The sequence below is a fragment of the Streptomyces panaciradicis genome (assembly GCF_023516615.1).
GTDB classification, from domain to species: Bacteria; Actinomycetota; Actinomycetes; order Streptomycetales; family Streptomycetaceae; genus Streptomyces; species Streptomyces panaciradicis.
In genome coordinates this window covers 229,491-253,169 of the sequence record NZ_JAMGBF010000001.1, presented here as the reverse complement: position 1 = coordinate 253,169, position 23,679 = coordinate 229,491, and the positions used below count along the sequence as shown (strand labels likewise).

The 23,679-nt window shown below is 70.8% G+C and carries 19 protein-coding genes; 5 read left to right on the top strand and 14 right to left on the bottom strand.

Going from position 1 to position 23,679, the window contains the following annotated elements:
- Positions 1-8: 8 nt before the first annotated feature.
- The 6 genes from M8J74_RS01225 to M8J74_RS01200 form a co-directional block, all read right to left on the bottom strand.
- Entirely contained in the window at positions 9-959 is a 951-nt protein-coding gene (locus tag M8J74_RS01225; RefSeq protein WP_249834593.1) for an ABC transporter permease, read from the bottom strand.
- Entirely contained in the window at positions 952-1,884 is a 933-nt protein-coding gene (locus M8J74_RS01220) for an ABC transporter permease (protein WP_058923435.1), read from the bottom strand. Before M8J74_RS01220 ends, M8J74_RS01225 begins: the two co-directional genes overlap by 8 nt.
- Before the next feature lie 138 nt (positions 1,885-2,022).
- The gene (locus M8J74_RS01215) at positions 2,023-3,648 is read right to left on the bottom strand and encodes a peptide ABC transporter substrate-binding protein (RefSeq protein WP_249834592.1); all 1,626 of its coding nucleotides are present in this window, start codon (positions 3,646-3,648) and stop codon (positions 2,023-2,025) included.
- Positions 3,649-4,290: 642 nt separating this feature from the next.
- A complete protein-coding gene (gene typA, locus M8J74_RS01210) occupies positions 4,291-6,198 on the bottom strand; it encodes a translational GTPase TypA (RefSeq protein WP_058928198.1) in 1,908 nt (635 codons plus the stop codon).
- A 141-nt stretch (positions 6,199-6,339) separates the two neighbouring features.
- Positions 6,340-6,963, bottom strand: a complete 624-nt coding sequence (locus tag M8J74_RS01205; protein WP_249834591.1) for a hypothetical protein — start codon at positions 6,961-6,963, stop codon at positions 6,340-6,342.
- A 125-nt stretch (positions 6,964-7,088) separates the two neighbouring features.
- Complete coding sequence (locus M8J74_RS01200; RefSeq protein WP_249834590.1) at positions 7,089-9,281, bottom strand: ABC transporter family substrate-binding protein; 2,193 nt, start codon at positions 9,279-9,281, stop codon at positions 7,089-7,091.
- Between the two features lie 336 nt (positions 9,282-9,617).
- Here M8J74_RS01200 and M8J74_RS01195 point away from each other — a divergent pair, with 336 nt between their 5' ends.
- The 4 genes from M8J74_RS01195 to M8J74_RS01180 are packed head-to-tail and all read left to right on the top strand — an operon-like array spanning position 9,618 to position 13,509.
- Entirely contained in the window at positions 9,618-9,914 is a 297-nt protein-coding gene (locus M8J74_RS01195; protein ID WP_058923438.1) for an Rv0250c family protein, read from the top strand.
- Positions 9,915-9,947: 33 nt separating this feature from the next.
- Entirely contained in the window at positions 9,948-10,769 is an 822-nt protein-coding gene (sdhC, locus tag M8J74_RS01190; protein ID WP_249834589.1) for a succinate dehydrogenase subunit SdhC, read from the top strand.
- A 23-nt stretch (positions 10,770-10,792) separates the two neighbouring features.
- Positions 10,793-12,736, top strand: coding sequence for a fumarate reductase/succinate dehydrogenase flavoprotein subunit (locus M8J74_RS01185; protein WP_249834588.1), 1,944 nt, complete (start codon positions 10,793-10,795; stop codon positions 12,734-12,736).
- Positions 12,733-13,509, top strand: a complete 777-nt coding sequence (locus M8J74_RS01180; RefSeq protein ID WP_249834587.1) for a succinate dehydrogenase/fumarate reductase iron-sulfur subunit — start codon at positions 12,733-12,735, stop codon at positions 13,507-13,509. Before M8J74_RS01185 ends, M8J74_RS01180 begins: the two co-directional genes overlap by 4 nt.
- On the opposite strand, the gene M8J74_RS01175 is transcribed toward M8J74_RS01180, so the two are convergent.
- Positions 13,484-14,479, bottom strand: coding sequence for a phosphotransferase family protein (locus M8J74_RS01175; protein ID WP_249834586.1), 996 nt, complete (start codon positions 14,477-14,479; stop codon positions 13,484-13,486). The genes M8J74_RS01180 and M8J74_RS01175 overlap by 26 nt on opposite strands.
- A complete protein-coding gene (locus M8J74_RS01170; RefSeq protein WP_249834585.1) occupies positions 14,476-15,570 on the bottom strand; it encodes a glycoside hydrolase family 18 protein in 1,095 nt (364 codons plus the stop codon). The genes M8J74_RS01175 and M8J74_RS01170 overlap by 4 nt, the downstream gene beginning before the upstream one ends.
- A gap of 94 nt (positions 15,571-15,664) precedes the next feature.
- On the opposite strand from M8J74_RS01170, the gene M8J74_RS01165 reads away from it, so the two are divergent.
- On the top strand, positions 15,665-17,050 hold the full coding sequence (locus tag M8J74_RS01165) for a hypothetical protein (protein WP_249834584.1): 1,386 nt from the start codon (positions 15,665-15,667) through the stop codon (positions 17,048-17,050).
- Between the two features lie 76 nt (positions 17,051-17,126).
- Here M8J74_RS01165 and M8J74_RS01160 read toward each other — a convergent pair whose 3' ends face one another.
- The 6 genes from M8J74_RS01160 to M8J74_RS01135 form a co-directional block, all read right to left on the bottom strand.
- Entirely contained in the window at positions 17,127-19,820 is a 2,694-nt protein-coding gene (locus M8J74_RS01160) for a SpoIIE family protein phosphatase (RefSeq protein WP_249834583.1), read from the bottom strand.
- A gap of 258 nt (positions 19,821-20,078) precedes the next feature.
- Complete coding sequence (locus M8J74_RS01155; protein WP_249834582.1) at positions 20,079-20,486, bottom strand: ATP-binding protein; 408 nt, start codon at positions 20,484-20,486, stop codon at positions 20,079-20,081.
- A gap of 128 nt (positions 20,487-20,614) precedes the next feature.
- Entirely contained in the window at positions 20,615-21,007 is a 393-nt protein-coding gene (locus M8J74_RS01150; RefSeq protein ID WP_249834581.1) for a (deoxy)nucleoside triphosphate pyrophosphohydrolase, read from the bottom strand.
- A gap of 25 nt (positions 21,008-21,032) precedes the next feature.
- Entirely contained in the window at positions 21,033-21,233 is a 201-nt protein-coding gene (locus tag M8J74_RS01145; RefSeq protein WP_249834580.1) for an SPOR domain-containing protein, read from the bottom strand.
- A gap of 303 nt (positions 21,234-21,536) precedes the next feature.
- Entirely contained in the window at positions 21,537-22,289 is a 753-nt protein-coding gene (locus M8J74_RS01140) for a GntR family transcriptional regulator (RefSeq protein ID WP_058923447.1), read from the bottom strand.
- A 147-nt stretch (positions 22,290-22,436) separates the two neighbouring features.
- Entirely contained in the window at positions 22,437-23,597 is a 1,161-nt protein-coding gene (locus M8J74_RS01135; protein WP_249834579.1) for a DUF4190 domain-containing protein, read from the bottom strand.
- Between the last annotated feature and the right edge of the window lie 82 nt (positions 23,598-23,679).

The following is a 23,679-nucleotide window of genomic DNA, read 5'->3' as shown; positions in this document are numbered from 1 at the left end:
CGCCTCCCTCAGCGCATCTTCGGGTCGAGGGCGTTGCGGACGGCCTCACCGAGCATGATGAACGCCAACACGGTGATGATGAGCATGATCGACGGGTACAGCATGATCCACTGCGCCACTCGGATCTGGTTGCCGCCGTCGGAGATGTCGTTGCCCCACGACACGCCGTTCAGGCCGAGGCCCAGGTACGACAGGGTCGCCTCGGCGGAGATGTAGACGCCGAGCGAGATGGTGGCCACGACGATCACCGGGGCCAGGGTGTTCGGCAGGATGTGCCGGAACAGGATGCGCGGCGTGCTCGCGCCCAGCGCCTGGGCGGCGTGCACGTAGTCGGCCTGCTTGGTGGTGATCACCGCGCCGCGCATCACGCGGGCTATCTGCGTCCAGCCGAAGAAGCTCAGGGCGCCGATGACGACCCAGGTCGTGCGGTCCTGGAAGGAGTTGAGCACGACCATGGTGCCGAGCAGGAACGGGATGCCGAAGAACACGTCGGTCAGCCGGGACAGGATCGAGTCGACGAGCCCGCCGAAGTAGCCGGCGATCATGCCGACCAGGCCGCCCACGAGCGTCACCGCCATGGTGGTGCCGAAGCCGACCGCGATGGAGGCGCGGGCACCGTAGATGACACGGGCGTAGACGCTGCGGCCCTGCTGGTCGTAGCCCAGCCAGTCCGGGTCGAAGAACTTGCCCATCTTCGGCTTCTGCAGGAAGTGCTTGGCCAGGTCGCCGTGGGTGGGGTCGGCGCCGGTGAACCAGCCGGGGAAGAAGGTGATCGTCAGCAGCAGGAGGATGAGTCCCGCCGAGACGATGAAGATCCAGCTGCGGCGCAGGTCCTGCCAGGCGTCGCCCCACAGGCTGCGGGTCTTCTCCGGCTTCGGCTCGGGCAGCGTCCCGCCGGCCGCCGCGACGGCGGCGTCCTCGGCGGCGGCCTCGGGCACGGTCTTGGTCACGTCAGGCATAGCGAATCCTCGGGTCAAGGACCGCGTAAAGCAGGTCGACGAGCAGGTTGGCGAGGAGGTACACGAGAACCAGGATGGTCACGAGTCCCACCAGGGTCGTGCCCTCGCGGCGCACGATCGACTGAGCGATCGTGCCGCCGATGCCCTGGATGTTGAACAGGCCTTCGGTGACGACTGCGCCGCCCATGAGTGCACCGATGTCGGTACCCAGGTAAGTGACCACCGGGATCAGGGAGTTGCGCATCAGGTGCACGCCCACGACGCGTCGCCTCGGCAGACCCTTGGCGATGGCCGTGCGGATGTAGTCGGCACGCAGGTTCTCGGCGATCGAGGTACGGGTGAGCCGGGTCACGTACGCCAGTGACGCGGTCGCCAGCACGATCGCGGGCATCAGCAACTCGTTCACGTTCGTCGAGTCGTTGACGTTCGGTGGCAGCCAGTTCAGGTCGAAGGCGAAGATCACCTTGAGGATGTAACCGAGGACGAACACCGGCACCGAGATCAGCAGCAGCGTGAACAGCAGGATGGCGTTGTCCGTGAGGCGCCCGGCGCGCAGGCCCGCGACGATGCCGAGCGCGATGCCGAACACCATCTCGATGATGAACGCGAGAGCGGCCAGACGGAGGGTGACGGGGAAGGCGTCGCCGAGCACGTCGGTGACCGGACGGCCACTCGCGATCTGCGTGCCGAAGTCGGCGTGCAGGATCATGTTCTTCATGTAATGCCAGTACTGCATCCAGATCGGCTGGTCCAGGCCGTACTGGTGTCTCAGCTGGGCGATCACCTGTGGGCTGCCGCCCTTGTCCCCGAACAACCCGCGCACGGGGTCACCGGGCAGGGCGTAGACCATGAGGAAGATCAGCAGGGTTGTCCCGAGGAACACCGGGATCATCTGGAGCAGTCGTCGTGCGACGTAGCGCCCCATCGTGCCTCCATGTCAGTCACAGCGGCAGCCGACGGGCCCTTTCCCCGCGCACCGTTGAATGATGCGTGCGGAAAGGGCCCCCCAGCCACGGCCGTTGCCGGGGCGCGACTCCTCCGCGCCCCGGATACGGGCTTGTGGTTACTTCTTGGTGACCTGAACGCTTTCCAGGATCGGGTCGCCGGCCTGGTTGAACTTGACGCCGCTGACCTTCTCGGAGTAGCCCGCGTTGACCTTGTAGTACCAGAGCGGAATGCTCGGCATCGAGTCCTTGAGCTGGGCCTCGATCTCCTGGTACTTCTGCTCCGACTCCTCCAGCGTGCCGGCGCTGTCGGCGGCGGCGATCTCGTCGTCGATCTTCTTGTTGGAGAAGCCGCCCTGGTTGCCGTCCGACTTCGTGCCGTAGAGGTCACGGATGAAGTTGGCGATGAACGGGTAGTCCAGCACCCAGCCGGAGCGGTACAGCGACTTGACCTGGTGCGCGTCACGCGCGTTCAGGTCGGCCTGGAAGTCGGCCTTGGAGTCGCCGACGCACTTGACGCCGGTCGCGTTGGTGATGGAGTTGCAGACCGCGTCGACCCAGTCCTTGTGACCGCCGTCGGCGTTGAACTGGATGGAGATCTTGTTGCCCGGAACGCCGCCGCCTTCCTTGATGAGCTGCTTGGCCTTCGTCGGGTTGTACGTGGTGACGTCACCCGCGACGTTCGGCTTGTAGCCCAGGACACCCTTGGCGACCCAGCCGGTGGCGGGCTCACGGGTGTTGTTCAGGACGGTCTTGGTGATGGTGTTGCGGTCGATCGCCATCGACAGGCCCTGGATGACCTTGGGGTCGATGTTCTTCCACTGCTTGGTGTAGTACGCCACGGCGATCGTCTGGATCGCGGAGAACGACTGGTCGATCGCGCGGCTGCCGAGGTCCTGCTTGTAGACCGGCAGGTCCTTCGGGGCGATCTGGGTGAGGACGTCGACGTTGCCGGACTTCAGGTCCTCGTACGCCGTCTCGGGGCTGGCGTAGTTCTTGAAGATCACGCCGCCGTTCTTGGCCGCGTCGGGACCCTTGTAGTCGGCGTACTTCGCGACCTGGATCTGCTTCTTGTGCTGCCAGCTGACGAACTTGTACGGGCCGTTGCCGATCGGCTTCTCGCCCGCGGCCTTCGGGTCCTTGTAGAAGGACTCCGGCAGCGGCGAGAAGACCTCGTAGCCGAGCTTGTACACGAAGTACGGCATGGGCTTCGACAGCGTGATGGTGAAGGTGTTGTCGTCGACGACCTTCAGGCCGGACATCTCCGTGGCCTTGGGCTTGCCCTTGGCCGGCGCGACCTGGTCGTAGCCCTGGATGTCGGAGAACCAGAAGCTGTTGGTCTGCTTGTTGGCCGGGTTCGCGGCCCAGTTCCACGCCTTGACGTACGACGTGGCGGTGACGGGGGTGCCGTCGTGGAACTTCCAGCCCGCCTTCAGCTTGACCGTGAAGGTCTTGTTGTCCTTGCTGTCCACCGACTGGGCGTTGACCATGACGATCTTGCCCGCGGAGTCGTAGCTGACCAGCTGCGAGAACAGCGACTTGACGACGAGGCTGCCGTAGGACTCCATGGTGTTGGCCGGCTGCAGCGGGTTCTGCGGCTCACCGGACTCGACCGAGAAAATCCCGTTCGGGTCGACCGCGGCCTTGCTGTCGCCCTTGCTGTCGCCACCACCGCCACACGCAGTGGCCCCCAGCGCCACAACCGCAGCTATCGCAACCCACTTGGCGCTCTTGGCACCACGCATGGGGCTCCTCCTCATGAGTCCATTGGTTCACCGCATGGAGGGACACATGACACGTCACCGTCACCGGTGCCTGAAACGGTCAGGTGTCCCCCGCGCTCGTGAGTCGGCGCCGCCTGCAGCGCGTGACCCGTTGATCCGAGCTCTACGCGCCTAACTATCTGCCATGGGCCGTGGCCGAACCACACCCACAAGGTCTCGGTTCGATCACACCTGACGCGTACATCTTCCAAAATCCGGACAAAGGGTTTGCCGAAAGATCCCTGCGAAACGGACTTGTTACACACCTATCGGACCCGCATGTCCGTATACCGGACGCGGAGGGCATGAAAATTCGCTTGCGGATCCGCGGCTGCTGTGTATGAGCGCCGACAGCTCCTCCGCCCGAGCGGCTTTCGGCCAACCGGCCTGCGCCGCAGTGCCGTTGAACGGCACTCACAGGAGGAGCAAAGGACCACACTGCCAGCAGGGTAGTGCGGCCTCTTCCACGTTTGGCCGATCCGGAACCAGAAGTAGGGTTTTCCCTATCCCTGCGGCGCCGCCGCCCCTGCCGGACCGCCGTCCCGGCCGCGCCGCCCCCGTCACCACGCGAGGCCGGGCGCCCCGCCTCGCGGAGCGCCCGGCCTCGTCCTACGACGGCCCGAATCAGCCGTGCTTGGCCCTGCTGGCCGCGCGGGCGCGCTCGCGGGCGTCCAGGTTCACCTTGCGGATACGCACGGCCTCCGGGGTCACCTCGACGCACTCGTCGTCGCGGCAGAACTCCAGGGACTGCTCCAGCGACAGCTTGCGCGGCGGCACGATCGACTCGGCCACGTCGGCCGTCGAGGACCGCATGTTGGTGAGCTTCTTCTCCTTGGTGATGTTGACGTCCATGTCGTCGGCGCGGGAGTTCTCGCCGACGATCATGCCCTCGTACACCTCGGTGCCGGGCTCGACGAACAGCACACCGCGCTCCTGAAGGTTCGTCATGGCGAACGCCGTGACGGCACCGGCGCGGTCGGCGACCAGGGAGCCGTTGTTACGGGTCTGCAGGGTGCCGAACCAGGGCTCGAAGCCCTCGTGGATGGAGTGGCCGATGCCGGTGCCGCGGGTCTGGGTCAGGAACTCCGTCCGGAAGCCGATGAGTCCGCGCGAGGGCACGACGAACTCCATGCGCACCCAGCCCGAACCGTGGTTGGACATGTTGTCCATCCGGCCCTTGCGGACGCCCATGAGCTGCGTGACCGCGCCCATGTGCTCCTCGGGCACGTCGACGGTCATGCGCTCGACGGGCTCGTAGACCTTGCCGTCCACGTCCTTCGTCACGACCTGCGGCTTGCCGACCGTCAGCTCGTAGCCCTCCCGGCGCATGGTCTCCACGAGGATGGCCAGCGCCAGCTCGCCGCGGCCCTGGACCTCCCAGGCGTCGGGGCGCTCGGTCTCCAGCACGCGCAGGCTGACGTTACCGATCAGCTCGCGGTCCAGCCGGTCCTTGACCTGACGGGCGGTCACCTTGCGGTCCTTGACGGCCGCCTTGTTGTCGGCGCCCTTGCCGGTGCCGCCACGGCCGACCAGCGGCGAGGTGTTGGTGCCGATGGTCATGGAGATCGCGGGCTCGTCGACCGTGATCAGCGGCAGCGGGATCGGGTTCTCCGGGTCGGCCAGCGTCTCGCCGATCATGATGTCCGGGATACCGGCGACGGCGCAGATGTCACCGGGGCCGGCCTTCTCGGCCGGCTTGCGGGTCAGCGCCTCGGTCATCATCAGCTCGGAGATGCGGACGTTGGCGATGGAGCCGTCCCGCTTGATCCAGGCGACGGTCTGGCCCTTGCGCAGCTCGCCCTGCTCGACGCGCAGCAGCGCGATACGGCCGAGGAAGTTGTCGGCGTCCAGGTTGGTGACGTGCGCCTGGAGCGGGGCCTCCTCGTCGTAGGTGGGGGCCGGGATGTGCTGCAGGATCGTGGAGAAGAACGGCTCCAGGCTGGTGGAGTCGGCCGGCACGGTGCCGTTGTCCGGCTTGGTCAGCGAGGCGATGCCGTCACGGCCGCAGGCGTAGACGATCGGGAACTCGATCTGCTCCTCGTCCGCGTCCAGGTCGAGGAAGAGGTCGTAGGTCTCGTTGACGACCTCGTCGATGCGGGAGTCCGGGCGGTCCGTCTTGTTGATGCACAGGATGACGGGCAGACGCTGCTGGAGCGCCTTGCGCAGCACGAAGCGGGTCTGCGGCAGCGGGCCCTCGGAGGCGTCCACCAGGAGCACCACGCCGTCGACCATCGACAGACCGCGCTCGACCTCACCACCGAAGTCGGCGTGGCCGGGGGTGTCGATGATGTTGATGGTGATGACGTCCCCCCCGTCCTTCGGGTGGTACTTCACCGCCGTGTTCTTGGCGAGGATCGTGATGCCCTTCTCACGCTCCAGGTCGTTCGAGTCCATCATGCGGTCGTCGACCGAGTCGAGCTGGTGGGCGGCGAAGGCACCGGCCTGCTTCAGCATTCCGTCGACGATGGTCGTCTTGCCGTGGTCGACGTGGGCGACGATGGCGACGTTACGGATGTCGTGGCGCGTGGCCATGAAGGCGTACTCCTGGAGTGTGAGGAAGGCCAGCACGTACGTCGGTGATACGCGGACCCTGCCGGGCTGGACACGCCACGGCCTCACCCCATGGTACGGGGCGTCGGGGTGAGGGGCCTCCGCGGGCCGCCGGGCGGGGTGTCAGGCGCCCTTCGCGGCCCTGGATCCGTCCGGGCACGTCTGGCGGGCGGCCGTCCGTCCGGAGGCCCGGTCCGCGGGGCCGTCGGAGCAGGACATGAAGCCGCTGCCGCTCCTGTCCCAGGTACGGACATGGCCCTTGACCGGCGCGTCGCCCCCGCAGGTGTAGGTGAAGTCGGCGTCCACCAGACCGACCCACGACCAGGAGTAGTAGGCGCCCTTCAGGTCACCGGTGGCCGCCTCGAAGTAGTGGTTGTCTCTGGCCTCGGCCGTCTCGGAAGGCCCGGCAAGGGGTTCGCTCACCTTCAGATGTGCGCCCAGCGCCTTGATCACTCCGGCCGCGCCGACACCTGCGGGCGCGCCGGCAACCGTGGGCCGGTGCATGGTGTCCCCCACGGGTTCGAGGTGAGCCCGGTAGGAGCTCGTCCTCTTGGCGAAGGAGACGGGGGCGGCGAGCGCGGTCAGCCGCTCGGTGTGCCGGACGCCCGACCAGGTGTACGTGCCGTTCGAGCAGGCCTTCGCCCCCTCGCCCTTCGTGCTCCCGCCGCCGGTGCAGCCGGTCAGCCCCGCAGTCAGCGTCACCGCGACCAGCCCCGCCGCCCAGGTCCCCCGTGTGATACCCCGCACGTCCTGTCCCCGTTCCCCCGTACGCGGACGTCCGGCGCCCGCCGCATGATCCATTGGTGGTCTCATGCTGCGGGCGCCGGACGGACACGACAACCGATTTGAGCAAGCCCTGAGCTACCGCCCCCTCAGCCCTTCGGGGACGCGCTCGCCGACGGCTTCGCTCCCTTCTTCAGGAAGCCCATGTCCTCGTAGAGCGGTGTCTGGAAACCGAAGGCGCCGGTGTTGACGAGGGTCTTGCGGGCCGCCGTCAGCTGGGGGCGCTGGTAGAGGGGGAGGGAGCCGGCCGCCGCCCAGATGCGGGAGTCGGCCTTGCGGATCAGGGCGTGGTTCTCGCCGCTGTCCAGCGTGCCCGCCGCCTGGTCGAAGAGCTGGTCGACCTGGTCGGTGCCGACGCGGGTGTAGTTCTGCTCGACGTTCAGCGAGCCGTCGGCGGCCGGGACCGGCTTGGCGTAGATGGGCCGGGCGTCGGTCGCGGGGAAGGCGGAGGCGGGCCACGAGTACAGCGCGAGGTCGTACTCGCCGCTGGCGATGTGGTCCTTGAAGTAGCTGTCGTCGGAGACCTTGCTGACGTCGGTGCGGATACCGACCCGCGCCAGCATGCGGGCGATGCGGTCGGCGACGGTGCGCAGGGTCTCGGAGCCGGGCCCGGAGGGGATCACGAAGCGCAGCGCGAGCGGCTTGCCGTCCTTGGCGAGCAGCCCGGACGACGCGCCCGCCGGGGCGGCCGTGCCCTTGGGAGCGTAGGCGCCGGCCGCCCCGCCCTGCCGCAGGTGCCCGTCGCCGTACTGCTTGCCGTCGGCGAGGTGCCTGGTTCCGTCCTCGCCGCCGCGGTCCTTGCGGTCGTCGCCCTTGTCGTCCTCGCCGACGATGTAGGTGCCGTCGTCGTCCCCGGACGTGTCCCGGGCCTTCTTCCCCGGGGCGCCCGCGGCCTTGTCGCCCTTCTTGCCGGGCTTCACGGGGCCGCCGCGCACCCAGCCGGCGTCGGCGAGCAGGGCCTGCGCCTCCTCGGTGTCCTGGCCGCCGATGGCGCCGCTGCCGTCGGCGTAGGCGGCCTGCCCGGCCAGCGCGAGGTGGCTGCCGACCGGCTGGGCGGGCAGCCCGAGCGGTTTGAGGACGGTCTCGGCGAGGGCCTTGCGGTCCAGGGCGCGGGCCACGGCGCGGCGGACGCGTTCGTCGGCGAGGGGGCCCGTGGAGCCGTTGAGGGCGAGCTGGGTGTAGGCGGGCTCCAGGGACTTGCGGACCTCGAAGCCGCGCAGGTTCGCCTGCTTCTCGTACCGCTCGAGCTGCTTGAGCCGCTTCTTCAGGGCGCGCAGCCGGCTGCCGGACAGTTCGTCCTCGTGGGCCCGCGTCCAGGAGCGCAGCGACTTGGCGGAGAGGCGCCCGCCGCCGGGGCCGAGCAGCGGGGAGGAGCCCTGCAGCGGGGTGCCAGTGCCCTTGGCCCGGGCCGCGAGGTCGATGCGTTCGGCGTCGGCGGGGGCGATCTCGGCCAGGTCGATCTTCCCGGCGGCCAGCGCGTCGGCGCGCTTGTCGAGCGGTACGGCCTCGAGGTCGATCTCGGAGAGCTTGGCGGGGTGCCCCCACCAGCGCGGGTTGCGCGTGAGGGTGACCTTGTCGTCCTTGCGGTCGACCTTCTTGACGGCGAACGGCCCCGCGGTGACCTTGAGCGTGCGGCGCGCCCCGTCGTTGAAGGAGTCGGGGGTGCCCATGACGTCCTTCGGGTACAGCGGCGAGAACAGCGACTGCCAGTCGGCGTACGGCCGGGCGAAGGTGACCTTGACCTGGAGGTCGTTCGCGCCGCGCTCGACCTTCTCGATGCGGTCGTAGCCGGCGTTGCGGGCGGTCCAGTAGGCGCCGTCCTTGCCGGACAGGGCGCGCCACTGGGCGGCGAAGTCGGCGGCGCCGATCTCGCGGCCGTCGCTCCACACCGCCTGCTGGTTCAGCTTGTACAGCACGACCTGCTTGGGCTCGGTGTCGACGACCTTGGCGGACTCCAGGTAGTCGGCGTTGCGGACCGGGCGGCCGGCCGCGTCCTGCCGGTACATGGACGGCAGCACGGCCTGGGCGATCCGGCCGGTGACGGCGTCGGCGTCCGCCTGGAAGGTGTTGAGGGTTTCCGGCACGTCGTCGACGGCCCAGCGCAGGGTGCCGCCGTCGGCGATCAGGGCGCGGGCGGCGGGTGCGATCTCCGGTCCGGCGAGCGGCTTGCCCGCCTTGTCGTCGGAACCGCATCCGGCGAGCAGGGGCACCGCGAGGGCGCCCGCGGTGAGGAAGGCGACCGATCGCATCACTGCGCGCGGTCCGACGCCGTCGTGGGACATCTCTGGTTACCTCCGGGGAGCCGCTCCCGCCCAAGCCACGGATAAGGCTTCTGATCACATTTGGCGGTATTTTGGTGTTGATCAGATGTACGGCCCCACTGAAGAGGAAAGGGTTCGCCTGCCGGGGGCGACACGGCGACGGGGCGGTTCAAGGCCACCCGATGGGCGCAACGCGCATCCCGGCGCACAAGAAGCGCCTGCGGGCGTGCACTGGAGGCGTGCAATCCGCCAATCGCTGCACATCCCTTCCCACCGACAGGTGTGACGCGCAACACTCGCAGGCGCATGAACGTTGCCACCTGAGGCCCGCAAGGCCCAAGGAAGTGAGGTCACGTCATGTCCGTGCAAGACGACCTGACGTCCGTCCAGCGCTGCCTCGACGACCTGAGCCGGTCGGTGGGCCGCCTCGAGCAGCAGCTGGGCAGCGGCGGCCTGGACATACGCCGCGTCCGCGCCGACGCGGACCACCTGCGCGAGAGCGTCGCGCTGCTGCGCGCGTCGGCGACGCTCCAGACCGCCCCCCGCAAGCCCGAGCTCGTCACGATCCCCGACCAGCCGTACGACGACACTCAGTGGACGGACTGCGACGACGAGGGTCTCGGCGCGCACCACGGGCCCGAACACCGCCGCTGAGCAGCGCCCCCCGAAACCGACCGGAGTCATGAATTGGCCACTGGTACGGAACCACATCTGAACAGCGGCGGCGTACGCACCGGTACGCGCGCCGCGATCGACGCCCCGCACCTGCGCACCGACCGCTGGTGGCTGGCCCCCGCCGCCACCGCGGCCGGTCTGCTCGCCTTCATCGTGTACTCGACATTGCGGGCCTTCGCGAACGCGGACTACTACTCGGCGCCGTACGTCTCGCCGTTCTACTCGCCGTGTCTGGCGGAGAACTGCAAGAACATGCCCTCGGGCCCCAACGCCGACCTCTTCGGCAGCTGGTGGGCGATCTCCCCGGCGATCATCATCCTGATCTTCCCGCTGGGCTTCCGCCTGACCTGCTACTACTACCGCAAGGCCTACTACCGGGGCTTCTGGGCCTCGCCCCCGGCCTGCGCGGTCGCCGAGCCGCACAAGAAGTACACCGGCGAGACCCGCTTCCCGCTGATCCTGCAGAACATCCACCGGTACTTCTTCTACGCGGCGATCCTGGTCGCCGGCGTGCTGACCTACGACACCGTGCTGTCCTTCCGCGACACGGACGAGAACTGGGGCCACATGGGCCTCGGGACGGTCGTCTTCCTGATCAACATCGTGCTGATCTGGACGTACACGATCTCCTGCCACTCCTGCCGGCACATCGTCGGCGGCAAGCTCAAGCACTTCTCCAAACACCCCGTGCGCTACAAGGCGTGGCAGTTCGTCGGGAAGCTCAACGCCCGGCACATGCTGCTCGCCTGGGCGTCGTTGGTGAGCGTGGCGCTCGCCGACTTCTACGTCTATCTGCTCGCGTCCGGCGTCTTCGACGATCCGCGCTTCTTCTGACTGAGATGAGTGGGGCCTAACTGATGTCCGTGGTCGACCGCCAGGAGTGGGACGTCGTCGTGGTCGGCGCCGGGGGCGCGGGCCTCCGGGCCGCCATCGAGGCGCGCGAGCGAGGCGCCCGTACGGCCGTGATCTGCAAGTCGCTGTTCGGCAAGGCGCACACGGTGATGGCCGAGGGCGGCATCGCGGCGGCGATGGCCAACGCCAATCCGCACGACAACTGGCAGGTCCACTTCCGCGACACCATGCGCGGCGGCAAGTTCCTCAATCAGTGGCGGATGGCCGAGCTGCACGCGCAGGAGGCGCCGCAGCGGGTCTGGGAGCTGGAGACCTGGGGCGCCCTCTTCGACCGCACGAAGGAGGGAAAGATCTCCCAGCGCAACTTCGGCGGCCACGAGTACCCGCGCCTGGCGCACGTCGGCGACCGGACGGGCCTGGAGCTGATCCGGACCCTCCAGCAGAAGATCGTCTCCCTGCAGCAGGAGGACAAGAAGGAGACCGGTGACTACGAGTCGCGGCTGAAGGTCTTCCAGGAGTGCACGGTCACCCGGATCCTCAAGGACGGCTCGCGCGTCTCCGGGGTGTTCGCCTACGAGCGCGAGACCGGCCGTTTCTTCGTCCTCGAAGCGCCCGCCGTGGTGATCGCCACCGGTGGCATCGGCAAGTCCTTCAAGGTCACGTCGAACTCCTGGGAGTACACCGGCGACGGCCACGCGCTGGCGCTGCTGGCGGGCGCGCCCCTGCTGAACATGGAGTTCGTGCAGTTCCACCCGACGGGCATGGTCTGGCCGCCGTCGGTGAAGGGCATCCTCGTCACCGAGTCGGTCCGCGGTGACGGCGGGGTGCTCAGGAACTCCGAGGGCAAGCGGTTCATGTTCGACTACGTCCCCGACGTCTTCAAGGAGAAGTACGCCGAGTCGGAGGAGGAGGGCGACCGCTGGTACGAGGACCCGGACAACAACCGGCGGCCCCCGGAGCTGCTGCCGCGTGACGAGGTGGCGCGGGCGATCAACGCCGAGGTGAAGGCCGGCCGCGGCTCGCCGCACGGCGGAGTCTTCCTGGACGTGTCCACCCGTATGCCCGCCGAGGTCATCCGGCGCCGGCTGCCGTCGATGTACCACCAGTTCAAGGAGCTGGCGGACGTCGACATCACGGCGGAGGCGATGGAGGTCGGGCCGACCTGCCACTACGTGATGGGCGGCATCGCCGTCGACTCCGACTCGGCGGCGGCGCGCGGAGTGCCGGGGCTGTTCGCGGCCGGCGAGGTCGCGGGCGGCATGCACGGCTCCAACCGCCTGGGCGGCAACTCCCTGTCCGACCTGCTGGTCTTCGGACGCCGGGCCGGCTGGCACGCCGCCGAGTACGCGACGGGACTGACCGGAGCGCGCCCGCCGGTGGACGACGTGCAGGTGGACACGGCGGCGGCGGAGGCGCTGCGGCCGTTCTCCGCGGAGGGCCCGGCGCCGGGCGAGGACGACGGCAGGCCGCCGGAGAACCCGTACACCCTGCACCAGGAACTCCAGCAGACCATGAACGACCTGGTCGGCATCATCCGCCGCGAGGGCGAGATGGAGCAGGCCCTGGAGAAGCTCGCCGACCTTCGGGTACGGGCCCGCAGGGCCGGCGTCGAGGGGCACCGGCAGTTCAACCCCGGCTGGCACCTCGCCCTGGACCTGCGCAACATGCTGCTGGTCAGCGAGTGCGTGGCACGGGCGGCACTGGAGCGCACCGAGTCGCGCGGCGGCCACACCCGCGAGGACTTCGGGGCGATGGACCGCAAGTGGCGCAACATCAACCTGCTGTGCCGGCTGACCGACCCGACGGGCGGGCTGGCCGCGACCGACCCCGTCCGCGGCCAGATCGAGCTCACCCGCGAGACCACCGAACCCATCCGCGCCGACCTGCTCGCCCTCTTCGACAAGGAAGAGCTGGTCAAGTACCTCGCCGAAGAGGAGCTGTACGAGTGAGCAGCTACAAGGCCCGCTTCAAGGTGTGGCGGGGCGATGTCAAGGGCGGCGGCCTGAAGGACTTCGAGGTCGAGGTCAACGACGGTGAGGTGGTCCTCGACATCATCCACCGCCTCCAGGCCACGCAGGCGCCCGACCTGGCGGTCCGCTGGAACTGCAAGGCGGGCAAGTGCGGTTCCTGCTCGGCGGAGATCAACGGGCGGCCGCGGCTGATGTGCATGACCCGGATGTCGGTGTTCACGCCTCAGGAGACGGTCACCGTCACCCCGCTGCGCGCCTTCCCGGTGGTCCGGGACCTGGTGACCGACGTCGGCTTCAACTACCAGAAGGCCCGGGAGGTCCCGGCCTTCGTGCCGCCCGCCGATCTCGGTCCCGGCGAGTACCGGATGATGCAGGAGGACGTGGACCGCTCGCAGGAGTTCCGCAAGTGCATCGAGTGCTTCCTGTGCCAGGACGTCTGCCATGTCGTGCGCGACCACGAGGAGAACAAGCCGGCCTACGCCGGCCCGCGCTTCCTCATGCGCGCCGCCGAGCTGGACATGCACCCGCTGGACGCGGCCGCCGAGACCGGCCTCGACCGCAAGAAGACCGCCCAGGACGACCACGGCCTCGGCTACTGCAACATCACCAAGTGCTGCACGGAGGTGTGCCCGGAGGGCATCAGGATCACGGACAACGCGCTGATCCCCCTGAAGGAGCGGGCCGTGGACCGCAAGTACGACCCGCTGGTGTGGCTGGGCTCGAAGATCAGGAGGCGGTCCGCAGCAGACTGAGGGCCCGCCCGAGATTGAACTCGGCGATCCCCCGCATCACTTCGGGCTCGGGGAAGTCACCCTCGATCAGGGTCAACGGCCCCGAGACCAGGCCGAGATGCATGGCCAGGCGGTACAGGCGCAGACGGGCGGGGTCCAGGTCCGGGGTGCGCAGCAGGTCGTAGTGGGGGCCGAAGCGCAGTTCGAGGAAGACGTGCTCCCACTCCGCGTCGAAGTAGAGCAGGCCCTCGATGTCGATGAGCGCCGGATGGCCGTCGGCGGTCAACAGGACGTGGTCGGGCCCCAGTTCGCCGTGGACGAGGCTGTGACGGGTGCGGGGGCCGACCTCGGCGGCGAGGGTCCGCAGGAAATCCGCGAACTCGGCCCGTACGGCGGCCACCCGCGGTTCGCGCAGGGCGGCCTCCTCGACGCTGCGCAGGGCGCCGTCCAGGACCCGCCGCTCGCACGAATCGCCGTACGAGACGCCGCCGTTGTCGACGAGCGCGACCTTGCCGAAGGCCGGGCCCCGCTGGGCGTCCAGGACGGCGAGCGTGTCCGCCAGGCGCCGCAGGGCCGTGGCCGCCGTCCGCGTATCGTGCCGCAGGGCCTCCTCCAGGCTGCCGCCGGTGACGTCCTCCACGACGGCCGCGTCCGCGGGCAGGTGGGCGCGGGTGGCGTCGGCGTACCGGAGCCGGGGCGTGCGCACGCCGGCACCGGCCAGCCGGTCGTGCGCCGCGGTGAACAGGCCGAGGCCGGTGCCGTGGGAGAAGGGGTCGCGCGGGTCGGGCGGGCCGGCGTCCCAGTAGTCCTCGTCGGGGGACCACACGTAGGCGACGGCGGTGGAGCCGTCGTCGAGGTGGAGCCGGTAGGCGCCCTTCTTGCTGCCGCCGCGCAGCCGGGTCACGGCGACGGGGGTCCGGGACGGGCCGAGGGCGGCGCGGGTGAGAGGGGTGAGGTCGGCGGGGGTCAGGTGCTGTCGGGTACGGCTCACCGGACCCAGTCTCTCCGGTACGCCGTCCAGTCCGCCTCCGTCGCCGCGAAGTCGACGTAGAGGGCGACTCCGAAGGCGGGGCGGTCGGCGTCCGTGCGGGACAGGCCGAGGCGGACGCCGCGGACGGCGGCGGGGACGGTCTCGGCACGCGCCCAGTGGCCGAAGCGGTTCTCGTGGTAGAAGGGCAGGCCCATCAGGAGGTCGGTGGAGTCCGGGGTGGCCTCCAGGGCCAGCGAGGTCTGCTGGGCGACATAGCCGCCGTACAGGCTCGGCATCGGCTGCATGGTGTCGTACGACATCACGGCGATCTGGTCGACGCGGCGCGCGACCTGCCCGAAGTACGCCTGCGACCACCACTTGGGGTGGCCGGTGACCGTCCCCCAGAAGGAGTGGAAGCCGGGCAGCGGGTCGATCTGGTGGGCGGCGACGGAGAGCACGGCGCCGTGGGCGCGGGTGACGCGGTGCAGGGAGTCCAGCAGGGCGAGGTAGTCGCGGTCGCCGGAGTGCAGGGGCTCCAGGTCGAAGTGCGCGCCGGCGAATCCGGCGGCCAGGATCTGCCGGGTGGAGGCGACGACGGCCGCGCGGGTCGCCGGGCGCTCCAGATGCATCGCGTACGGCTTCTCGGGGGCCACCTCGTCGCCCAGCCAGGCCTGCACGCGCACGTGCGGCGCCTTGTGCCGCAGGTTGTCGATCAGCCAACGGGCCTTCGGGTAGGCCGACTTCGGCAGCGTCCCGTCGTGTTCCAGGGGGCCGGCGTGGACGTACAGGTCGCGGACGCCGGTGTCCCGCAGCCGGTGGACGAGGGCGGTGACGTCCGCGTCGGTCCTGCGCCCGTCGACCCAGGCGTGGCCGAGCCAGAGCGCGTCGCGGTCGCGGGTGCGGGTGCCCTCGGCGGGGTCGCCCGTGTAGTTCACGCGGAGGGTGACCTCGGCGGCCAGCAGCGGGAGGAGCACGGCGAGGAGGACACCGAGCGTGATCCGCCGGACCCGACGGGCCCGGCGGGACCACCGCGGCAGCCGGAGCCCGCGGTTCCAGCGGCGTCGTCCGGTGGCCTCCTCGCCGGTGTTCTCCGTGCGTTCCGCGGTGTCCATCCGTCTCCCCTCGCCCTCCCCGTGCGCCGCACCCTCCCCCACCCCGGACGCACACCGGTCGCGGGCCCGCATTCCTGCCCATACGCTCCGAAAGATGACGTCATCCTTGATCCGGGGGCGGCCGCGGCGGGCCTCGCCGTCCCACATATCCGTGCGGATCGTGCACACCCTGGTGGGCGGACTGGCCGGGGTGGTGTGGCTGGTGTTGCCGGGAATGACGATCAATACCGGCGCCCCGGTTCCGGACACCCGTGCGCATCCGCCGGCCGCGAGCGCGAGCGACGCCGCGCGGGACGAGACGTCGGCCACCTATCTGTTGCTGCCGCTGGCCGTCGTCGGGGCGGCGGGGATACTCGCCGGATACGTCGTCGTGCGGCGCGCCCGCCACGGCCGGACCCGCGCGGAACCCGCCGGGGGCCGGCTCGTGCCCGCCGCCCTGCCCGACCTCGCCGAACTCGACGGACGCACCCGCGCGTTGCTGGCCGAGACGGACGACCGGGTCCGGGCGGACGGGGAGGAACTCGACTTCGCCGAAGAACGGGCGGGCGCCGAGGCCGTCGCCCCCTTCGCGCAGGCCCTGGAGGGCGCCGAGGCGGAGCTCGCCGCCGCGTTCCGGATGCGGCAGCGGTACGACGACGGGGTGCCGGGCGACGACACGGCCCGGCGGCACCTGCTCGCCGGGATCGTCGGGCGGTGCGCGGAGGCGGTGCGGCGGCTGGACGCGCGGCGGGAGGCGCTGGACCGGCTGCGCGCTCTGGAGGGCGACGGGCTGGGGCCGGCGCTGGAGGTCGCGGAGGCCCGCTTCCGGGACCTCACCGGCAGTATCGCGGCGGCCGGGGCGACCGTCGCCGACCTCACCGGCCGCTACGGGCGCACCGCGACCGCCTCCGTCGCCGGCCATGTGGAACGGGCCAAGGACCGGCTGGTGTCCGCCACGACCGTCCTCAACCAGGCCCGGCAGAGCTCCGACCTGGGAGAGGCGGAGCAGGCCGCGCGGCATCTGCGTGCCGCCGAGGAGGACATCGCCCTGGCCGCCTCGCTCGTCGCCGGCGTCGACCGCCTCGCCGCGGCCCTGACGGCGGCCGCGTCCCTGGTCCCGGCGGCGCTGACGGGCGCCGAGGCGGCCCTCGCCGGGAGGCGGGACCCCGCGGCCGACCGGGTCCTGACCGGTGTGCGGGAGGACCTGATCGCCGGGCCGTACGACCCGCTGGACGCCCTGCGGCGCATCGTGCGGGCGGCCGGTCCGCCCCGGGACGGTGTGCTGTCGGCCGCCGCGCGGCTGGTCGCGCGGCACTCCGTCACCACCGCGGACGACTTCGTCGCCACGCACCGGGGACAGGTGGGCGCCGAGGCCCGCACCCGTCTGGCGGAGGCCCGCCGCCTGCTCCTCTCCGAGGACCCGGCGGCCGACCCCCTGGCCGTCCGGGCCCTGGAATTGGCGGAACAGGACATCAGCCGGTCGCCTCAGGCGCCCCGTTAGGGGCGCGGGGAACGGCGCGACCGGCCACGACGAACCCGCACGCGCCAGGGCACCGGAACCGCGCCGGAACCGCGCCTCAGAACAGGCTCAGCAACGCCTCCGCCGGGTCCGCCAGCCCCGTCTCCCCGTCGGGCAACGGCAGTTCGAACCACACCGTCTTGCCCCGCGGGGTCCGCCGCGAGCCCCAGGCCGCGCTCAGCAGTCCCACCAGCTGCAGCCCGCGGCCGCCCTCGTCCGTGTCCCGGGCGCGCCGGCGGCGCGGCTGCACCAGGCCGGAGTCCCAGACCTCGCACACCAGGGTCCTGTCGAGCAGCAGCCGCAGCCGGATCTCCCCCTCGCCGTACCGCAGGGCGTTCGTCACCAGCTCGCTGACCAGCAGTTCCGTGGTGTCGACGAGGGGCTCCAGGTCCCACGACAGCAGCTGTCCGCGCGCGTACTCCCGTGCCCGCCCGACACTGCGCGGCTCGCGCGGCAGCGTCCAGTCGCCGACCGAGTCGGTCGGCAGGCCCTGGACGCGGGCCATCAGCAGGGCGATGTCGTCCTCGCCGTGGTGGGTGTCGAGGGTGTTGAGGACGTGGTCGCAGACGTCCTCCAGGGGGCGGGTGGGATCGGTGAGCGCGCCGACGAACGCCTGGAGGCCCTCGTCGAGGGGGTGATCGCGGCTTTCGACCAGTCCATCCGTGTAGAGCGCGAGCAGGGCGCCTTCGGGGAGTTCGACCTCCACCTCCTCGAAGGGCTCCCCGCCCACGCCCAGTGGCATCCCGGGCGGCACGTCCAGCATCAGAGCGTCCTCGCCCGGCTCGACGAGCACCGGCGGCAGATGCCCGGCGTTGGCGAACGTGCAGCGGCGCGTCACCGAGTCGTAGACCGCGTAGACGCAGGTCGCCAGGTACACCTCGGAGAGGTCGGCCTCGCGGGGGCGCCGGGCCGCGCGGGTGGCCTGCTGGACCCCGCCCGGAGCGCCGAGGCCCCGCGCGATCTCGTCCAGCGCGCTGAGCACCTCGGCCGGTTCGAGGTCGAGGAGGGCGAGCGTGCGGACCGCGGAGCGGAGTTCGCCCATGGCCACCGCGGCGCGCAGTCCGCGGCCCATGACGTCGCCGACGACCAGGGCCGTGCGGTGGCCGGGCAGTTCGATGACGTCGAACCAGTCGCCGCCGACCTCGCTGGGGCGGTCGGCGGAGGAGTTGCCCGGCAGGTAGCGGCAGGCGATGTCCAGGCCGGCGGCGACCGGGTCGCCCGGTGGGAGCAGGGAGCGCTGCAGTATCAGGGCCCGTTCGTGCTCGCGGCGGTACAGGCGGGCGTTGTCGATGCAGACCGCGGCACGCGCCGCCAGCTCCACCGCCAGATCGCGGTCCCGGTCGCCGAAGGGCTCGCTGCCCTTGGTCCGGGCGAACTGCACGAGTCCCACGACGGTGTCGTGGGCGACCATCGGGACGGCCAGCGTGGACTGGACGAGGCCGCCCTCCTCGGCGGGCACCAGCTGGGGGCGGGCGGTGCGCAGGGCGTCCGCGCAGGGCGAGTTGAAGGGGTAGTGGTGGACGGCGCCGACCGCGACGGGCGGTCCGGAGCCGATGAAGGGGGCGTCGGAGACCGCGCTGGCGAAGGCGACCCGGCGCAGCTGGGCGCTGCCGTCGGCGAGGCCCGGCGGGGTCTCGTCGCCGGCCAGCAGGCCCTGGTAGAGGTCGACCGTGGCGAGGTCGCAGAAGCCGGGGACGACGACGTCGAGGAGTTCGCGGGCCGTGGTCTCCAGGTCGAGGGAGTTGCCGATGCGGGCGCCGGCCTCGTTCAGCAGGGCGAGATTGCGCCGTGCGGCGGCCGCCTCCCGGGCGGCGGCGCGACGGGAGGTGATGTCGATGCCGAGCCAGGCGATGCCGATGGGGCGTCCGGAGCCGCTGTGCACCCGGTAGAGGTTGACCGACCAGTGCCGGCGTTCCTCCGAGCCCGGCAGGAAGCCCGTGACGTGCATGTCCGTGATGGAGTCGCCGGTCTCCAGGACCCGGCGCAGGGTCGCGGCGACGCGTTCGGCCTCCGGGCTGCGCAGGTAGTCGTGGACGCCGCGGCCGCGGTGGGCCTCGGGCGAGCTGCCGTAGGCGCCGCCGAAGGTCTGGGCGAACTGCTGGTTGGCGCGGCGGATCCGCAGATCGGGGTCGATCAGCAGGAAACCGAAAGGGGATTGACCGAAAATCGACTGCGAGGCGGCGAGGTCGGTCTCGATGCTGCGCAGGGTGCGCACGTCGACGACGATGCAGACGGCGGCCTTCTCGCCCTCCTCGGTCCGCGTCGGCATGACGTAGACCTCGGCCAGGCCCTCCTTCTCGCCCTCCCCGGCCGTCCCGGGTGCCCGGAAGGGGACCACGCCGGTCCACTCCCGGCCGTCGAGGATCTCGGCCATCTTGCGCTGGCCCTGCTCGCGCAGGTCGGGGTCGACGAACGCCTCGATGGGGTCCATGCCGAGGGCGCGCCGGGCGGGGATGCCGAAGAGCTGCTCGGCGCGCAGGCTCCACTGGTCGACGAGGCCGTCGGGGCCGATGGAGAAGGAGGCGACCTTGATGTAGTCGTAGATCGAGCCGGGCGGGCTGCTCTGCCACATGGCGTCGGCGGAGGGTTCGTCACCGAGACCGGTGTCTCGGGTCGCCCTGTGTGACGACGACAGCTCGGGCCCGTCCGTCGACGCGCGGGACGTGTCCGCCGCGGGATCGCCCGCGGCACTCCTCCTCGCGCCGTCCGACGGGTCCTCGGACTCCGTGGCCTTCGCTGGTATCTCGCTCACGCGAACCGTCCCCTCCAGCTCACCGCGCCCGGTACCGGTCACCGGGGGCGGCTGCCCGCAGTATCCAGCACTACGGCGCCGCGCAACACGGTGTTCACGATCACAGCACGTTCCCGGCGGTTTTCGGTCCCGGCCGTGACAACACTTCCAGTCTTCTAACCAGCGGACACGGCGTCGAACCACACTCTCCGCCACCGGTCCGCGAGGCCCCGGTCCCGCGGTCGGCACCCCGGGCGGCCGCGTACGGCGTCGGGACCCTCATCCGGGCACCGCCAGCTCGAACCACACCGTCTTGCCCGCGCCTCCGGGCCGGGTACCCCAGCGGCGGGACGAGTGAGCGACCAGTTGCAGTCCCCGGCCGCTCTCGTCCTCGGGGCGGGCGACGCGCTCGCGGGGCAGGTCCGGGAGCGGGTCGGAGACCTCGACCAGGAGCACGCCGGGCAGGGCCGCGGGCCGGACGAGGCGGACCCCGATGGGGCCGGTGGCGTGCCGCAGGGAGTTGGTGACGAGTTCGCTGACCAGCAGGGCCGCGAGGTCGCCCAGGGTGTCCAGGTCCCAGGTGTGCAGTTGGCCGCGGACGGCGCTGCGGGCGGTTCTGACCGCGCCGGGCCGGGCGGGAAAGCTCCACTCGGCGCAGGCGCCTTCGGTGTCGATCACGCCGATCACTTCCCGGGCCGGACGCTCACCCCATGTCAGGTTTTCTTGGGGTTAATGGGCACATACCCGATATCGAGGAGCGAGTACCGTCCCGCGGGGCGCACGGTGGCACGAACGGCGTAGCGGTGGTGTGCGGCTCAGCCGCCGGTCACCTCGCGGACGGCCTCCACGTCCTGGTCGAGCCAGTCGACGTCCCAGATCTCGTCCGGGCCGAGCCAGCGCAGTGCGTCGTGGTCCTGGAGCGGCTCGGGTGCCGGGGAGCCGGGGGCGAGACGGGCCGTCCAGACCTGGAGGACGTACGGCGGCTTCAGCGGCCACTCGCCCGGTACGCGCGCCAGGGCCTGTGCGTCCACGCCCAGTTCCTCGCGCAGTTCCCGCACCAGGGCCGCGTCGGGCGTCTCGCCCGGCTCCACCTTGCCGCCGGGGAGTTCCCAGCGCCCGGCGAGGGCGGCGGGTGCGCTGCGGCGGGCGGCCAGGAGGCGGGGGCCGTCGAGCAGGGCCGCGCCCACCACCACGATCCGATCCGTCATGCGCGGGAGCCTACGGCACCGGCGATCAGTTCACCGTGCTCGCTCCGTGCTGGCCGTTCTGGCCGATCCGCTCGACCCAGTAGAGCTGTTTGTGGCCGCGGTCGTCGAGGCTGTCCGCGATCTTCTGGGCCTCGGCGCGGGTCGCGTACCGGCCCACTCGGTAGCGATTGCCGTTGTCGTCCTGTCGTATGACGAGCCAGGGAAGAGTGATCGTGCCGTCGTTCACCGCGCTCCACCGCCCCGCCCGCTAAGGAAACCGCAATCCGCATATGCCCGAGCCTACGCCTTCGCTTCACGCAGCGAATACGGCTTTTCACAAAGAGGTACGCAACCGGCCAGACCGAAGGGGGCGCGCGACGCCGGATGCGCCGTCCGTGCGGGGCGACGCATCCGGTCAGGGGCATTCCGGGCAGGTACGGGACCACCTGCGAGAACGGCCAGATTCCACCGGCGTGCGGGCGGTCGTGAGCGCCGCCGGAGAGGGTCCCCGAGGGGGTGCTTCCGGCGGTAACAGCCGTAAAGGTGTGCGCTACTTCACCGGGAGGTGGTACGCGACCCGGTAGCGGTCGGCCGGGACGACCACGTCGGCGGTCTCGACGGGGCGGCCCGAGGCGTAGAAGGTCCGCTGGACGACGAGGACGACATGGCCGGGGACGCCGCCGAGCGCGAGGAGTTCCTCGGCGAGGCCGGGGCGGGCGCCGACCTCCTCGGTGACGTTGTCCACGATCACGTCGATCGCCGCCATGCGCTCGACGACGCCCATGCCGCCGAGCGGGCCCTCCTCGGGCAGCATCACCGGGGTGCGGCCGGTGACCGCGAGGGGTTCCCAGGAGGTGGAGAGCATCATCGCCTCGCCGGCCTCCCGGAAGACGTACCGGGTGCACATCACCCGGTCGCCGGGCTTGATGGCCAGCCGCTCGGCGATCGCGCCCCCGGCCTCGGTCTGCTCGCTGCGGGACTCCCAGGTGCCGCGCGACTCGCCGTCGGCCTGCTCCTGCCGGAAGGGCGTCGCCCCGCCCGACGGACGGAAGCCGGAGCGGGCGATGCTGCGGGGCACGGGCCGCTCGCGGACGTACGTGCCCGAGCCCGAGCGGCCCTCCACCAGGCCCTCGGCCATCAGCACCTTGCGCGCCTCCAGGGCGACGGTGTCCGAGACGCCGTACTCCTCGCGGATTCTCGCCTGGGAGGGGAGACGGGTGTGCGGTGGCAGTGAACCGTTGACGATCTTCTGGCGGAGATCACCCGCGACACGCAAGTACGCCGGCTGCTCACCGAAAGTCACTGGCCACTCCCATCAGGTTGTACAGACAGCAACAGCCTGGCAACCGTGGGTTCCGCCGTGCAAGCAAAGGCCAGGGAATCACTCGATGTGATGACATGTATCGGGTGAGGGCTTTACGCAGGCACTTTCTCCCCGCTATAGCCGCGTTCACACCTCGAGCTCGGAAGCGTCTCCCCCGCCGTCCCGACCGCCGTCGCCCGCCCCGTCCGAGGGCGGGGTGGTGGCGAGGCCCAGAGCCTTGCGGGCGGTGACCGACCTGCCGGGGGCCGACAGCACCATGATCCGGTCGTAGGCGGTGTAGAAGCCGTCCGCGTCGGTCGCCGCGGCGGCCCGGGTCCACTGCTCGCGGATGGTCTCCACCTCCTTGGCGACGGCCGTGACCGGGCCCCTGGCATCGGCCGGCCAGGTGTGGGCGCGCAGCAGGCGCGACTCCTCGGCGAGCGCCCCCGCCATCCGCACGGCCCAGTCCGTGCTCGCCCGCAGGTCGTCGTCGGGGTCGTCCACGGGCTGGGTGTCGAGGGCCTTGTTCTCGATGTCGACGGCCTTCAGATAGGCGATCTGGTCGGCGTCCAGCGACCGCCCGTCGTTGCGCAGCGAGCCGGTCAGGCTCCCGCCGTCCTCGGTGTTGCCGAACACGCAGGTGACCTCCCGGTCGCCGTAGCGCCAGCTCTCCCGGGTCGGGGTGAGGTAGTACACGTCGACGTCGTCGGGCACGGCCCACACGTCCATGGCGTAGGAGTAGCGCAGCGCGTAGCAGCGGGTGTCGGCGACGTCGGTGACCTTCTCGTCGCCGGGGTAGGCGGCGGGCCCGGGCATCTTGAAGGCCGCGAAGACCTCGCCGTCGTGCTGTCCGGCGCAGGGCACCTTGTCGACGTCGTAGGCCACCCCCTCCAGGGAGCCGTCCGGCGCGTCGAAGCATTCGCCCTTGGTGAGGGTGTAGGCGCTGCCGCGGTCGTGCGCCGCCTCCTTGAAGCCGGACCAGAACGAGGAGATGCCGTTGGTGGCCAGGACCAGGACCCACAGGGCGAGTCCGGCCGACGACAGGACCGACCCGGCGATCGCCATGCCCTTGCCCCGCTCGCCCTTCCTGCGGATCTGCCCGAGCGCGATCAGGCCGAACAGCAGCCCGAGGGCGGGGACGCAGCACACGATGCCCAGCACCAGGGAGGCGATGGCGAGGGAGTTGACCGGAGCGGGGCGGTTGTACGGGCTGTAGCCCTGACCCCAGGGCTGGTACGGGTACGGCGGCTGCGCGGGGGTGCGGGGCTCCTGGGGCTGATGGGGCCCCGGGGGCGGCGGTATGGACACGGGTACCGTGCTCCTGGTTCGGGCGGCGCGGCCGGAGCTGCGCGGAGGGGTGCGGAGACGTACGCGGCGACCGGCCTTGCGG